Source organism: Micromonospora sicca (assembly GCF_003172935.1).
Taxonomy (GTDB): Bacteria; Actinomycetota; Actinomycetes; order Mycobacteriales; family Micromonosporaceae; genus Micromonospora; species Micromonospora sicca.
Genome location: NZ_QGKS01000187.1, coordinates 87578 through 103350 on the forward strand (window position 1 = coordinate 87578; position 15773 = coordinate 103350).

General features: G+C 68.6%; 7 protein-coding genes. 2 read left to right on the forward strand and 5 right to left on the reverse strand.

Going from position 1 to position 15773, the window contains the following annotated elements:
* Positions 1 to 153: 153 nt before the first annotated feature.
* A complete protein-coding gene (locus DKT69_RS11535) occupies positions 154 to 3063 on the reverse strand; it encodes a beta-L-arabinofuranosidase domain-containing protein (protein WP_146231046.1) in 2910 nt (969 codons plus the stop codon).
* A gap of 399 nt (positions 3064 to 3462) precedes the next feature.
* Positions 3463 to 6561, reverse strand: a complete 3099-nt coding sequence (locus DKT69_RS11540) for a beta-L-arabinofuranosidase domain-containing protein (RefSeq protein ID WP_109801561.1) — start codon at positions 6559 to 6561, stop codon at positions 3463 to 3465.
* Positions 6562 to 7150: 589 nt separating this feature from the next.
* Between DKT69_RS11540 and DKT69_RS11545 the strand changes: the two genes are divergently transcribed.
* Positions 7151 to 8341 carry a cytochrome P450 family protein gene (locus tag DKT69_RS11545; protein ID WP_109801562.1) on the forward strand — a complete coding sequence of 397 codons (1191 nt, stop codon included), beginning with the start codon at positions 7151 to 7153 and terminating at the stop codon, positions 8339 to 8341.
* A 752-nt stretch (positions 8342 to 9093) separates the two neighbouring features.
* Positions 9094 to 12243: an arabinofuranosidase catalytic domain-containing protein gene (locus tag DKT69_RS11550; RefSeq protein ID WP_109801563.1), complete on the forward strand. Its 3150-nt coding sequence runs from the start codon at positions 9094 to 9096 to the stop codon at positions 12241 to 12243.
* A 146-nt stretch (positions 12244 to 12389) separates the two neighbouring features.
* On the opposite strand, the gene DKT69_RS11555 is transcribed toward DKT69_RS11550, so the two are convergent.
* The 3 genes from DKT69_RS11555 to DKT69_RS11565 form a co-directional block, all read right to left on the reverse strand.
* Positions 12390 to 13403 (reverse strand): aldose epimerase family protein, encoded by a 1014-nt coding sequence (locus tag DKT69_RS11555; protein WP_201749590.1) that lies wholly within the window; start codon positions 13401 to 13403, stop codon positions 12390 to 12392.
* A 148-nt stretch (positions 13404 to 13551) separates the two neighbouring features.
* Positions 13552 to 15063 carry an L-arabinose isomerase gene (gene araA, locus DKT69_RS11560; protein ID WP_109801565.1) on the reverse strand — a complete coding sequence of 504 codons (1512 nt, stop codon included), beginning with the start codon at positions 15061 to 15063 and terminating at the stop codon, positions 13552 to 13554.
* A gap of 30 nt (positions 15064 to 15093) precedes the next feature.
* Positions 15094 to 15771 (reverse strand): L-ribulose-5-phosphate 4-epimerase, encoded by a 678-nt coding sequence (locus DKT69_RS11565; protein WP_109801566.1) that lies wholly within the window; start codon positions 15769 to 15771, stop codon positions 15094 to 15096.
* Positions 15772 to 15773: the final 2 nt, after the last annotated feature.

Sequence of the window (15773 nt, forward strand, 5' to 3'; positions counted from 1 at the left end):
GGCGTTGTCGTTCTGCGCCTGGGGGAACGGCGCCATCGTCGGCGGCGCGTCGGCTCCGGCCCGGCCGGGGGCGGCAACGGGATCTGCCATGTCACACGGTGGTCCCGCGCCGCTCCCAGGTCCTGAGCCGTTTCCGGAAACTCAGGTAGCCGGTCAGCCTGCCAGTTCTTGCTGCGCCCGCGCGGCACCGACAAGGATCGCCTGCCGTTGCTGCCGGGTGTGGCGGCCGGCCGCGAGCCACTCGCTCGAGACCTCCTCCACCCGGCTGACGAACCGGCCGTGGTTGGCGAAGGGCGCCGCCTCCCAGACCCGATCCAGGAAGGTCTCGCCGTCTTCGTCGCGAATGCTGTCGTTCGGCACGCCCGTGTTGATCGCCCCGAACACCACCTCCGGTTCCACTCGCTTCACGTAGGGGTGGTAGGAGTTGAACTCACCGGGGACGGGGTCGGAGATGTAGTACGGGGCCAGGGTGTAACCGTGCGTCGTGAAATGCATCGGCACGTCGGTCGGCTGTATGGCGGGGGCGAGGTCCCCATCCAGCTTGAGGTCCCGGTAGAAGGTGAACTGTCGGTAGCTCGGTGTGCCGTCACGAACGACCATGAGGGTCGGCCCGTAGAGGATGGACTGGACGCTCTTGTCGTCGAGCGCCTTCTCAACCCGGAAACTCAAGGGCATCGAGATGTCGATGGTGTCCCCTTCGGTCCATTGCCGGTCCAGCGTGACGTACGTGCCGGGAGCAGCGTCCAGGGCCTGCCGGGCCCCGTTGACCGTCACCGCGTAGCCCTGCCGGGCCCAGGACGGCACCCGGAGCTTGATCTTCAGCCGGCCTCCGCCCTGGTCGAACCGCAGCCTGGTGGCTCCCTGTGTCGGATAGGCGGTGTCCTGGGTGATGACGAGTCCCCGGCTCGGCCAGGTGAGCGTGGAGGCGATGAAGAGGTTGACGTAGAGCGTGGATTCGTCGGCGGAGTGGAAGTAGATCGACTCCTGGTACTTTGTGTGGCTTTCCAGGCCGGTCCCGTTGCAGCAACTGCCGTTCCCGCCGTACCTGCTGTATTCGATGACGCTGCCGATCTTCCGCGACCTGCCCGGCCACATGTTCTGGTGATAGGTCACCTCGGTGCTGGTGACGCTGTCGATGTCCCGCCGCGAGCTCAGGATCTGGTTGTGGAGCGCCTTCTCGTAGTAGTCCATGTACGCCGGGTCCTGGTCGTGGAAGAACAGGTTCCTGGTCAGGCGGAGCATGTTGTACGCGCAGCACGTCTCGGCGTGCCGCGGATCGGACGAGGAGGTGAAGCCGGAGGTGATCGAACCGCGCTGGCGGAAGTGCTCGCTTCGGCCCGCGCCGCCGTTGCTGAAGATGCGGTGCGGAACGACCATGGACCAGAAGTTCTTGGCCGCGGTGTGGAAATCCGCGTCGTCGGTCTGCTCGAAGATCCGCAGGTACCCGATGTTGGGAGCCATGTACTGGTTGGCGTGGCGTCCGTTCAGTTCGTCGCGTTCCGCGAGCGAGGCGTCGAACAGCGTGGTGAACGTGACCGCCTTCGCCGTCGCGAGGTAGCGAGCCTTCTGATCCTGGTCGGGGGCGAGCGCCGCGAGCTCCGCCATCACCTCGTTCATGGACCCGGCCTCGCCCGCACTGTAGGTGTCCCACATGTGGTTCAGGTCGTCCCGGCTGATGCGACTCAGTCGCTCGTGGGCCCAGTCGCCCATCCGGAACGCGATGTCGAGCGCCTCCTCGTTGCCGGTCAGGTCGTAGGCGTTCAGGAGGCCTCGCATGATCTTGTGGCAGGTGTACCACGGGGCCCATACCGCGTTCGGGCCGCTGTTTGGCTGGAAGGTGGGCGGTTCGAGCCTGACGAACTGGCCCTCCGGGAACGCAGCCAGGAAGCCGGGGTAGCCCGTGCCGATGATGCGCGCGTCGCGATGGTTGGCCGAGTGGTCGGCGGCCGTTTCGCCCTCGTCCTCGAACCGGTACCACGCCACCAGGTCGGACGGGACCGGCGACGGTGTGCCGTCCGACTGGAGTGCCCGGACCTCTGCCGGGTCGAGCGCGCGGCGGTAGATCCGGAAGTCGTCCACGGTCGCGTTGAGGAAGGGATCGTTGCTGTTCTGGGATCGTCCGATCCAGTTGTCGACCGTCGCTCCCAGCGCGGCGGCGGTCAGGGCGAGAACCTTGCCGGCAGCCTCGACCCCGTTGACGTAGAGCCGGCCCACGCCCGTTGCGGAAAGCGTCACCGCGAGATGCGTCCACTCGCCGACGGGCACTTCGGTGCTGCCGGTGATCCGCTGCTCGTTGGCGCTGCCGGCGTTGGTGATGGCGAACCGCGGGCCTCCGCCGTCGCTCGCGGTCAGGGACAGGTAGGAGCTGGAACTGGCGCCGAAGTGGCAGATCCTGGCCCCGGCCTGTGCCGTCGCCAGATTCACCCAGACGGCGATGGTCAGCTCGGTGACGCCGTCGAGAGTCCTCGGGGGCAGCAGAACGTACTGGTTCGGGTGCGGGTCACCGAGCCGGGCCGCCTTGCCGGATCTGCCCGGCACCCGGCCGAGTTCCCGCTTGTCCAGTTCCCGCTGGCACTTGCCGAGTTCCTCGACGAGGTAGTCGAGCTTGTCGAGGAAGACTTCCTCGCCGGTGGCGGCGTAGGCCTGGGAGAGCAGCGTCAGGTAGTGACCGCTGAAGTGGCCGCGCAGCAGATGCCGCGGGGTGTCCCAACCACCTGGGTAGGTGCCGGGAGCGGGGAGACCGGCGTTGGCGCGGAACAGGTTCAACATCCGGTCGGGCCCGTCGAAGACGCCTCCCGTGCCGGGGTAGTTTCGGGCGTAGTTGAGCATCCGGTCGCGCTTCTGCTGGAAGATGCCGTCATGCAGCGCCACCTGGTTGAGGGCGAACGGCTTGACCGACCAGTTCGGGCCGACCCAGCCGGGCCGGGCGGCGGCCCCGCCCGGGCTTGCGGTGGATCCTGCCCCTTGAGCGGCCGTGGCCGGAAGCACCGACGCTACCGCTGGGACGGAGGCGGCCAAGGCACCGAGGCGCAGGGCCGCCCGGCGGGAGTACTGCTTGCTCATCTCACACTCCTGTGGGGTGCAGATTGACAGGGGTTCCCACCAGTCCCGGAGGCCGCGCAGACGCTGGTCGTGCTGACGGCCCTGCGGGCCGGGGCTCAGCGTGCGTGCATCGGCGGTCCACTCGGCGACCAGGCTGGCGTCATCGTTCACATGCGCGAGCCCTCGACCCCATTTCCTGCCGGAGGCCGCGTGAAGAGAGGGGCGTGGGCTGCCCAGCTCGCCGCCGGGCAGGAGGTCGGGGGCGGAGTGGCAGTCCGACACGCTCGAGCGGTGCAGGAGATCCCGCGGCGACTGCCACGTCAAACAGCCTGCCCGGCGGCCTGACCGACTCGAGTCGGTCAGGCCGCCGTCAGGCTCAGGTACATCGGCCGTCAATGGTTCCTGGCGGCCGCGGTACTACTACGGGGCGAGTTCCTTGCTGGCGCGGGCGGCGTTCGAGACCACGACGTCCTTCTCCGCGTCGGTGAAGACCCCCGCCGCGACGAACGCCTCGGCGGTGCGGGCGACGGCCGAGACGAACTGGCCGTGGCTGGCGAAGGGCGCCTGGTCCCACACCAGATCGAGGAAGGTCGGGCCGTCGTTACCGGGCGACGTGATGCCCGTCACGGGGACGTCGTAGTTCGGCAGCCCGTCGTTCCGCTTGCGGTTCGGCACGCCCGTGTCGATGGACCCGAACACGATCGTCGGCTCGACTCGGCGGAAGTACGACGAGACGGCCTGCGAATCGCTGATGTAGTACGGCCGCAGCGTGAAACCGTGCGTGGTGAAGAGCGGATCACCAGCGGCGGTCGTGCCCGCCTGCGTGATCGCCGCGCGGGCGTAGTTGCCGTCCCGCTTCAGGTACCGGTAGAGGGACAGCTCGCGGTAGCTGCCGCCCCCCGGATTGCCCAGGATCTGCAGGACGACGGGACCCCAGAAGATCGCCTGGGTGTCGGGACGGTCCAGCGCCCGCTCGATCCGGATGCTGAACGGCATCCGGATGTCGACGGTGTCGCCGGGCGCCCAGGTCCGGCTCAACGTCAGGTAGCTGCCCGGCTTGGCGTCGACCTGGACGGGAGCGCCGTTGACCGAGACGGAGAAGCCCTTCTCCACCCAGCCCGGTACGCGCACCTTGAGGTCGAGCGGGCCGCTGCCGTTCACGACCAGCTTGGTGCGGTCGCTGCGGGGGAAGCTCGTCTCCTGGGTGACGGTGAAGCCCTTCTCGGCCCAGGTCAGCGTCGACGGCACGAACAGGTTGACCCACAGGGCGCTGCCGTCGGCGGACTTGAAGTAGGTCGTGTCCTGGTACTTCGTGTGGTTTTCCAGGCCGGTCCCGCCGCAGCAGGTACCGGTGTTGCCGTAGCTGCGGCTGGCGCCCGGGGTCAACGGCTGGAAGTAGGTGACCTGCGGGTTGCTGACGCTGGAGGAGTCGACCCGCGAGCCGGCGATCTGGTTGAGCAGGCCCCGCTCGTAGTAGTCCATGTACGCCGGGTCGTGCTCGTGCAGGAAGAGGTTGCGCGCCAGCTTGCCCAAGTTGTACGCGCTACAGGTTTCCGCACCGCCCTGGGCGATCGCGTTCGCGATGTTGTCCCGGTTCTGGAACATCTCAATGTTGTTGTTGGAGCCGGGGAAGTTGCCGCCCGTACCGCCGTTCACGAACGAGCGGTGCGGGACGACCATCTTGAAGAAGTTCTTGGCGGCCTGGAAGTACTCGGAGTCCCCGCTGCGCTCGTAGACGCGCATGTATCCGACGAACTGCGGTACGTGCTGGTTGACGTGCAGCCGATCCGGGCGGCGTCGGCCAGGACGCGTCTGCGGCGTCGTTACCAGGATGTCGCGGTTTTCCACGCAGGCCTGGAACAGCGACTCCCGGTTGTCGAAGCACTTGGCGGTCTCCAGGTGCTTCGCGTCGCCGGTGAGCGCGTAGATCTCCGGGAACACCTCGTTCGCGCCCCCGGACTCGCCGCCGATGTAGAGATCCCACATGTAGTTCAGGTTGTCCCGGGTGATCGGACCGGTGTACTTGGGGTGGTTCTTGTCCCCGACGGTCAGCGCGAGGTGCGCCCAGTTGGCCATCTTGACGACCACATCGAGCGCCTGCTGGTTGCCGGTGTGGTAGTAGGCGTCGAGCAGGCCGCGCATGATCTTGTGCTGGGTGTACCACGGGGCCCACGTGTTGGTGTCCTTGTTGCCGCCGTAGACCGCCCACCTCGGCGGGCCGAGGCGGAGCACCACGTCCTCCGGAAGGGCGCCCACGTAACCGGGGTGGGTGGGCACCCAGAGCTTCCCGGTGTCCTGCTTGACCACCACTCCGGCGTCGCGGCCGTTGGGCGAGGCGTCCTTGAGGACGGTGCCACCGTCCTCGTCGAACCGGTACCACGCGATCGTGCCGCCGCCGGTGCTACCGGCCGGCGAGTCGAGCAGCGACCGGACGTCCTGCTGGCTCAGCGCCCGGTCGAAGACGTGGAACTCGTCGATGGTCGCGTCCAGGAGCGGGTCGCCGTACTGCGACCGCCCGATCCACCGGTTGCCCGGGTTGCCCAGGTTGGCCGGGCCGAGGGTCATGTTGGAGTTCTTGCCGGCCTCCTCGCCGTTCACGTACAGCGTGCCGGTGTTCCGCGACAGCGTGACGGCCAGGTGCACCCACTGATTCGTCGGCAGCGCCGCGTTGCCGTTGATCTGCTGCTCCGCGCCGGAGCCGCCGACCGTGATGGCGAACCGCGGCACGTTGCCGGTGACGCCGGCGCGCGGGGTCAGGAACATGTTGACCGTGGTGTTCTGGCCGAAGTCGAACAGCCGGCTCCAGCTCTGGGCGGAGGCGAGGTTCACCCAGGTGGCGATGGTGAAGTCGCTGAGCTGGCTGATCGCTTCCTGCGGCAGGGTCACGTACTGCGCGGCGGTGGTGCCGTTCAGCCGGAGCCCGTTGCCGAACTTGCCCGGCACCCGGCCGATCTGCGGCTGCGGCGGCTGCTGCGGATCCCCGCCCGACCCGTCGTCCATCCGGGCGGTGATCGCGTCCTGGCACGCGGCGATCTCGCCGACCATCCAGTCGAGCTTGCCCTTGAAGATCGGCTCGCTCTGGTCGGCGTAGGCCTGTGCCAGAGCCGTCATGAAGTGGCCGGCCCAGTGGCCGCTGAGCAGCCCGCCGTCCTCCCAGCCGCCGGGGACAGCGACACCGGGCGGGTTCGGCCGACCCGCCTGATTGTTGAACAGCACGAGGAAGCGGCGCTCGTCGTACTGCCGGAGGAAGTTCTTCATCCGGTCGCGCTTCTCCTGGAGCAGGCCGTCGCCCAGCCGCACGTCGTGCAGCTGGAACGGCCGGACCGGGGCGGTACCGCCGGGCCCGGGCTCGGCCGGAATCGAGCTGAGCGCCGCCGGTGCGGCTGCTGTTTCGGCTTCCGGTGCTGCCTGGGCGGCCGTTGCCGGGAGCGCGGTGGTGGAGGCGACGGCAACCACACCGGCCGCCGACGCTTGAAGCAGTTGGCGCCGATTGACGGCGAGCTTCTCGGATTGGGCCACTTTGGATTAGTCCTTTCACGTGGATATCTGCGCCAGGTGCCTGGCCAGACGGCTGATCGACGTATCCGGATCGGGGGATGAGCGAGCCGCGCTCGCCGCGTCGGACGGCCGCATCGTGCTCATGCGGGTCCGGTAAGGAGGGCCGGCTCATGGGACCGCTGCCGGCACCTCGCTGCACCTGCCGCCCGTCGGCGCCTCTGCCGTTCCTGCTTGTCGACCGGCACGGCGCTCGTCGCCCGGGACGTCAGACACCACATCGACAACCCTCCATATACTGTCGGGCTTGCGCATGCAGACCGGCCTTGGCGGGGGTGCCGGAGCGCCCCGTACGCCGCAGGTAACCGGCTGAGCTGATGCGAGGAGTGTGAGCGTTAACAGAGCCGTCGTCAATGCCTACGTACAAGTAGGTCCGGGGTTTGACACTTCTCGGAAACGTAAATATGTTAGCGCTCACCTGTGCGCCGAGCCCCGCTTCGCGGGCTGCCCTTGCCGCGCCTACTCGGCGGCGGCTCGGCCGGGTCGGCATGCCCGACGGGGCGGCCAGGCCAGCGCCCGTGACAGGGGCCAACGTCCTGATGGAGGAGTCGGAGTGACGGCCACATTCGACTTGTCCGAGTTGTGGGACCCGGCGGTCCGCCGAAATCCACACGAGTTCTACGACCGGGTACGAGACACCGGGCGGCCCGTCCTCCAGATCGATCCCGCGGGTAACCGGTTCTGGGTGGTGGCCGGATACGCCGACGTCCTGACCGGACTGCGCCACCCGGCGATCGGGCACGAGGTCCACCGCCACTGCCCGGATATGCAGCAGCAGGCTCAGCATCACCTGCCAGAGGTGGCGAGAATCGAGGCCCGCCAGCTCATCAGCCTCGATCCGCCGGACCACACCCGGCTGCGGGGGCTGGTCAGCGGCGGCTTCACGGCCCGCGCAGTGGCCCGGTTGGAACCGTGGATCGGCGACCTCGCGGACCGCTTGGTCGCGGAGGCGCGCCGGTGGGGACGCATCGACGGGGTGACGCACCTTGCCGACCCCGTGCCGGTCAACGTCATCGCGGAGCTGGTCGGCATTCCGGAGCCCGACCGGCCGCGCTTCCGCGCCTGGTCGGCCGCGATCGTGTCGGCCGGCCCGGACGGCCCGGAGGCCACCCTCGAATTCGCGGCGTACCTCGATGAGCTGGCGGCCCGGCGCCGAGCGGTCCCGGAAGACGACCTGATCTCCGAACTGGTGGCCCGGGCGGACCAGGATGAGCAGCTCGACCGCGACGAGCTGGTGGCCCTGGTGCAACTGCTGCTCATCGCGGGCCAGGAGACCACCGTCGACCTGATCGTCAACGGCATCCGCCTCCTGCTCACCCACCCCGAGCAGTGGCAGGCGGTACGGGAGGATCCGTCGCTGTCGGCTGCGGTGGTCGAGGAGACCCTCCGGTTCCGGGGACCGGTCGAGATCGTGCCGCCACGGTTCGCCTTCCAGGACATCGAGCTCGGCGGTGGACGTATCCCGGCGTTCGATCGGGTCGGATTGTCGTTGTGGGGAGCCAACCGCGATCCCGCGGTGTTCGACCGGCCGCACGCATTCGACATCCACCGCTCCGACGTTCGCCGGCACATCGCCTTCGGCTACGGGATCCACTTCTGCCTGGGCGCCCATCTGGCCCGGCTGGAGAGCCGGATCATGTTCGAACGGATCGCCCGGCAGCTCCCCGGTCCTCGGCTCGCGGCCGACCCCGACGAGCTCGACTCCTTCCGGCTGCACCAGAACGGGTTACCGCTTCAGGTCTGACGTCGCCCGAAGTCGGCGAGCGATCGCCGGCAGCGATGGCCGGTGGACTCCGGCGCCGCTGACGTCGTTACGTCCCACTCGGTCGGTCGGGTTGATTGACATTGATGTGTCATCGATGTTTCAATGGATTGGCCCGAGATGTTAACGCTAACATGGCCGTCGATGACGAGCCTGCCTTGTCAATCACCCTTGAACTATCGGGGCTTCCACCTTATGCGCGGATTTTCGGCCGGGGGCGGCGTCGATGAATCTTGTTAGCGCTAACACGATTCTGAACGGCTAGCTGCACAAGGGAGAGTGGTCCCGGTGATCGGACTGAGGCGCGCTCGAAGTCGCCGAGCCAGCCCGGGGGCAATCGGGAAGTGGCGCGCCCCGCAGGCACCATCACCAACGCCGGGCGGTATGGGGCGGACACGAGGGCCTCCGCCGGCGCAGACGCGCAACTGCACGGCGTCGGCAGATTGTCCCCTCCCGACGCCGCCAGCTCACGGTCCTCCAGCGAGCGATCCGCGGTTTCAGCCCGATTGACCACACCTCTCGTGGTCAGAACTGCCAGGCCCGGTCACGGCGCTCGGCGCTCGCCGGATCAGCGACACCCGTGTCGCGCAGAGTTCCCCCTATTCGTCACGGCAAACCTAACCAATTCGGCTCGGTCAGCAGACGAACGATCGGAGCACATGCACATGTTCAGATCCCCCACTCGCCGCGTACGCGGCCGGACCCTCGCCTCTCGCGCGGCGATTGCGCTGACCATGATTGGCGCCACGTTCGCGGTGGCACCGTCAGCGCAGGCGGCACAACCGGAGCCCCCGGCCAGACCGCAGGGGCCATGTGACATCTACGCCGCGGGCGGCACCCCCTGCGTAGCCGCCCACAGCACCACACGGGCCATGTACGCCTCCTACGACGGCCCGCTTTACCAGGTCCGGCGCCTGTCGGACGACGCGGTCAAGGACATTGGCATCGTCCAACCCGTTGCTCGGCCGTTCCCGGATGCGGGCGGATACGCCGACGCCGCCGCGCAGGACCAGTTCTGTGCCGACACGACATGCTTCATCACGAAGCTCTACGACCAGTCGCCCATGCACAACGACCTCACCCAGGCGCCCCGCGGCGGATTCAGCGGCCCGGCCATGGGTGGCTTCAACAACCTGCCGATCGCGGACATGGCGCCGATCACTATCGGTGGGCACAAGGCATACGGCATCTTCATCGAGCCCGGCATGGGCCTCCGCAACAACGACACCAAGGGCGTCGCGGTCGACGACCAGCCCGAGGGACAGTACTGGGTCATCAACGGCCACCACTACAACAACGGCTGCTGTTACGACTACGGCAACGCCGAGATCGACAGCCGTGACGACGGCAACGGCACGATGGAAACCACGTACTACGGCAACGCCACCGCCTGGTACCGCGGGAGCGGGCCCGGTCCGTGGATCATGACCGACCAGGAGAACAACCTGGTTGGTTGTGTCAACCCCGGTAGTACGTCCAAGCTCTGCTCGGACCTGCCGAGCATCAACTGGCGGTTCGTGACCGCGATGGCCAAGGGCGAGCCGCACCACTGGGCCTCCCTGGGCGGCGACGCGCAGCAGGGTTCCCTGTCGACCATGTTCGACGGGCCACGCATCGACTCCAGCTACGACCCGATGCGCAAGCAGGGGGCCATCCTCCTGGGCAACGGTGGCGACAACAGCGTGGGTTCGCAGGGCACCTTCTACGAGGGCGCCATGACGACCGGGTACCCGTCGGACGCCGTTGACCAGCAGATTCAGGCCAACGTCGTGGCGACCAAGTACGACGTGCAGCGGCTGAGCATCGCGCCGGCGTCGGCAGTTGCGACTCCGCCCGGTCTCCAGACGTTCGTCCCGGGGTCCTCGCAGGACACCACCGTGACGTTCACCAACACCACGGGGTCCCCCGCGGTGGGCGTGAAGCTGAGCATTTCCCTGCCCAACAAGCAGTGGACGTCCGTCGTCCCGGGCACCACCGACACGTCGGTGACGTTCGAGGATCCGGTTGCCCCGGGCGCGACCGTGAGCGCGACCTTCAAGGTCACCTCGGGACCGGCGCCCTTCAACGGCGACCTGATCGGCAAGGCTTGGTGGACGAACCCGACGAAGGGTGGGAGGCAGTTCGAGACGACGGCCGAGAAGGTGCGGAACGTCAGCCCGATCAAGATCAATGAATTCCGTACGGGCAGCAATGGCAACTCGACCAACGCCTTCATCGAGCTCTACAACGCCGGCGCCACCGACGTCGACATCTCCAACTGGACCCTGACCGAGCACCCGACCCAGCAGGCCACCTTCTCCACGGTGACCGTGCCGGCCGGAACGACGCTCGCGAGCCACAGCTTCTACGTGCTCGGCCTGGCCAACTCCGGACTGGCGGCCCCCGCCGCCGCCGGCGACGCCACCATCAATGTCAGAAGCACGACCGGGCTGGCGGCAGGCCGTCAGATCGCCATCGACACCGGCTCCAGCGTGGAAAATCGGACGATCGTCAGCGTCGGAACGGCGGCCACCGCCAGTACGACCCTGTGGCAGCCCGTCCCCGACGGGCCGGTCATCACGGTCCCCGCGGGCTCGACCAACGTGCCTGTCACGAGCACGACCGGCTTCACGGTCGGCCAGAAGATCGGCCTCGGCTACGGCGCTGACCACGAGGTGGCCACGGTCACCGCGGTCGGCAGGCCGGGCACGCAAGGGCGCCTGTCGGCGGCCGCGCGCGCGGGTGCCACCAACATCAAGATGTCGTCCACCGCCAACATCTCGGTGGGTGACAAGATCAGGTTGGACATCGACAGCCCCGGCCACGGGATCGACAACGTCACGGTCACCGCGGTCGGCACCTCCGGCGCGAACGGCACGGGCATCACCATCGCCGCCCCGCTGCAGTTCGACCACGCGTCCAACCTCCCCTACAGCGTGTGGGGGACCGGGGTCAGCTTCACGCCGGCGACCCGCTTCCCGCACTCGAGCAACGAGCCGGTGCAGGCACTGGGCAGCGGGGTCACCCTCGACAAGCCCCTCGACAACGGCCACGCCGTCAACACGCCAGTGCGTGACACCGCAGTCACGAACGCCGGCTACCAGGGCACGACGGCACCGAACCAATGGTTCGGGGGCCCCGCCCTCGCCACCGCCGGCAACATGGTCCTGCGTGACGCCCAGGACCTGGTAGTTGACAGCCTCAACTACGGAACCATGGTCGACCCGTGGACCGCCGAAGGCTACCAAGCGACCTCTGGGGCGGGGCAGAGCGGCTGCCGAGTGACCAACCCGGGCACTACGGGTGCTAACGGGCGAAGCGCTGCCCGCTTCCCTGACGGCAACGACACCGACAGCAACTGCGGAGACTTCCAGACCGCGAGCGGGCCCACGCCCGGGGCGTCCAACGACGTCAGCTTCACCCTCTCCCCGGGTCCCCGCGTCTCGCTGCAGACGACGACGCCCAGTGGCTCATCAAACTACATGCAGCACAGCTCCACTACCACCAGCGTGGTCACCGCCGCGGTGACGGCGGCCAGTTCGACCGCCGACAAGCAGAACGCGACCTTCGTGAAGGCGGCCGGCCTGGCCAACCCGAACTGCTTCTCGTTCGAGGCGGTCAACCGGCCCGGAAACTACCTGCGGCACCAGGGTTTCGTGGTCTCCCTTCAGCCCGACGACGGCAGCACGCTGTTCTCCCAGGACGCCACCTTCTGCCAGGTGGCCGGTAACAGCGGTCAGGGCGTGTCGTTCCAATCGGTGAACTACTCGACGCGGTACCTCCGCGCCTACAACGGCGGCGTGTACCTCGCCGGCCCGCCCGGCACCAACGAGTGGGACACCAGCGTGTCGTATGCCGACGACACGAGCTGGCTGGCCGCCTCGCCGTGGGCCCCGGCACCGTGACGCACCGACGGCGCAACTGAACCCAGTCAACACCGACCACTTCCGGTGCCCACCCTCGACGGTGGGCACCGGAAGTGTTCGCTGCGTCCCGATCCAGGTCCTGGTCCTTGTGGGGACGGCCGTGCGGCGAGTCGGGGCCGCCGCCCTCAGGAACTACCCAGCCGCCACGTGGTGATCGAGCGGTACGTCTCGCCTGGATTGAGCACCGGCGAGGGGAACGCGGGCTGGTTCGGGGCGTCCGGGTGCCGTTGCGTCTCCAGGGCTATTCCGTCGCTCTGCCGGAGCAGCCTGCCGTCGCGCCCATTCAGCGTGCCGTCGAGGCGGTTACCGGTGTAGACCTGCAGCGACGGCTGGTCGGTGCTGATCTCCAGGAAGCGTCCACTGTCCGGATGTTCCAGCCGCGCCGCTCGGCGCAGGCCCTCGCCGCGCAGGTGGTAGGCGTGGTCGATACCGGCCACCCGCAGTACCTGTGGATGGTGGTGACGAGCCCGGTGGCCGATCGCGGCCGGCGTCGTGAAGTCGAAGGGCGTTCCGGCGACCGGATCCAGCCGCCCCAGGGGAATGGCGCGAGGATCGACCGGCAGGTAGGTGTCGGCGTCGACGGCCAGCAGGTGGTCCTCGGCGCTTCCGGACTCGGGCCCTCCGAGATTGAAGTAGGCGTGGTTGGTCAGGCTGACGACGGTCGGTGCGTCGCAGGCGGCGGACAACTCGATGGTGACCGTGTCCCCCGCCACCCGGTACGCGGCGCGGGCCGTCAGTTCGCCGGGGAACCCTTGGTCCCCGTCGGGGCTGACGAGTTCCAGCGTGAGTGAATCGGCGGCCTGGTCGACGACGGTCCAGAGGCGGAGGTGGAAGCCCTCCGTGCCGCCGTGCAGGCAGGTGTCCGCCTCGTTCGTCGTCAGCGGGTACGTCTTCCCATCGAGGGTGAAGCGACCGCCGGCGATGCGGTTGGCGTAGCGGCCCACGGTCGCGCCGACATACGGGTTGGTCGGGGAGAGGTACGAGGCCACGTCGGAGTAGCCGAGGACGACGTCCAGAGGGTGCCCGTCTCGCGTCGGCACCCGTAGCCGCTGCACGGTGGCGCCAAGGTCGAGCACCGTCAGCTCCACCCCGGGCTCCGCTCGGAGGGTGTGGGCCATGACGTCGCGCCCGTCCGGCATTGTCCCGAATCGTACGGGGGCCATGAGGTCTCCTGAGGCTGGAAGGCGCAACCCGGTCGTGCCGCACGTGGTCCCCCCGTGGGCAGGTGGAACCGGTGGCGCTGGTGGGGTTCCGGACACCAGCGCCACCGGAGCGGGGCGCGGAGTACTACAGCTGGGCGGCGAGGCGGTGGTATGCGGCGTTCCACCGCAGTTCCCGCCGCATTGCCTCCGGAGTTGTGGCCGAGTCGATGACCACGAGCTCGGTACGCAGCATCTCGGCCAGGTCGCGGAACTCTGGGGTGCGCACCGCCTTGGAGAGCACGGTGTGGTGCGGACCGCCGGCGAGCAGCCAGCACTCCGCCGAGGTGGACAGGCTGGGGCGCGGCTCCCAGACCGCGCAGGCCACCGGGAGCTTCGGCAGCGCCTCGTCGGGCTCGACGACGTCGACCTCGTTGAGCGTCAGGCGGAAGCGGTCGCCCAGGTCGCTGATGCCCACGACCACGGCGGGGCCGGGCGCGGCGGTGAAGCGCAGCCGCACCGGGTCCTCCCGGTTGCCGATGCCGAGCGGGTGGATCTCGAGGGTCGGCTTACCCCCGGCGATGCTGGGGCAGACCTCGAGCATGTGGGCGCCGAGGATCTTCTCCTGCCCGGGCACCAGGTGGTAGGTGTAGTCCTCCATGAAGCTGGTGCCGCCCGGCTGGCCGGCCGCCATGGCCTTGGTGGTACGCACCATGACCGAGGTCTTCCAGTCGCCCTCGCCGCCGAAGCCGTAGCCGTCGGCCATGAGCCGCTGCACGGCGAGGCCGGGCAGCTGGCGCAGGCCGCCGAGGTCCTCGAAGTTGGTGGTGAAGGCCTTGAAGTCACCGTCGCTGAGGAACCTCCGCAGGCCGGCCTCGATCCGGGCGCCGTAGCGCAGGGACTCGTGGCGGTCCCCGCCCGGGCGCAGCTCGGCCGCGACGTCGAAGCTGTCGAGGTACTCGGTCACCAGGTCGTCGACCGCCGCATCCGAGATCTCGTCGACGACCTTCACCAGGTCGTTCACGCCGTACGTGTTGACCGACACCCCGAAGCGCAGCTGCGCCTCCACCTTGTCCCCCTCGGTGACGGCGACGTCGCGCATGTTGTCGCCGAACCGGGCCAGGCGCAGCGTCCGAAGCTCATGCGCACCGAGGGCGGCCCGAGCCCAGACGGCGACCCGCTCCACGACCACCGGGTTGCTCACATGGCCGGCGACGATCTTGCGGGCCACGCCGAGGCGGGCGGTGAGATACCCGAACTCGCGGTCACCGTGGGCGGCCTGGTTGAGGTTCATGAAGTCCATGTCGATGGTGGACCAGGGCAGTTCCGCGCCGGCCTGGGTGTGCAGGTGCAGCATCGGCTTGCGCAGGGCGTCCATGCCCGCGATCCACATCTTGGCCGGGGAGAAGGTGTGCATCCACGTGATCACACCGATGCACCCCGGCGCGGCGTTGGCCGCGAGCACCTGGGCGTGGATGGCGGCGGCGTCGATGAGGACGGGCTTCCAGACCACCTTGGCGGGCAGGACCCCGCTGGCGTCGAGCTGCTTGGCGATGGCCTGCGACTGGTCGGCCACCTGGCGCAGGGTCTCCTCGCCGTACAGGTGCTGGCTGCCGGTCAGGAACCACAGCTCAGGGGCATTCTGGGGGTCAGCAGGCATGGTGGATCTCCTCGAGTAGCGGGAGCGGGGTCAGCGCTGCCCGTAAACGTTCTGGTAGCGGTCGTAGAGGGCGTCGATGTCGCCCTCCCCGATCGGTATCGGTCGACCGAGCTGACGGGCGACGTGCACGGTGCGGGCGACGTCCTCGCACATCACGGCGGCCTTGACGGCGGCCCTTGCCGTCCGCCCGATGCTGAAGACGCCGTGGTTGCGCATGAGCACCGCCGCGGACCGGCTCTGCGAGAGGGTCTCGACGATCCCCCGCCCGATCGAGTCGTCGCCGATGAGGGCGAACGGGCCGACGGGGATGTCTCCCCCGAACTCGTCAGCCATCATGGTCAGCACGCACGGGATCGGCTCACCGCGCGCGGCCCACGCCGTGGCGTACGTCGAGTGGGTGTGCACGACGCCGCCGACGTGCGGCATGTGGCGGTAGACGTACGCCTGGGCGTCGGTGTCGGACGACGGCGCGTAATCGCCGTCCACAACCCTGCCGTACAGGTCGCAGACCACCATGTTGTCCGGAGTGAGCTCGTCGTACGCGACCCCGCTGGGCTTGATGACCATGAGGTCGCGCCCAGGCACCCGCGAGGACACGTTGCCCGCCGTCCACACCACCAGCTCGTAGCGGGTCAGCTCGGCGTGCAGCCGGCACACCTCCTCGCGCAGGCTGCGGATCGTCGCGTTCACGTCGGCCAGGACGGTCACGG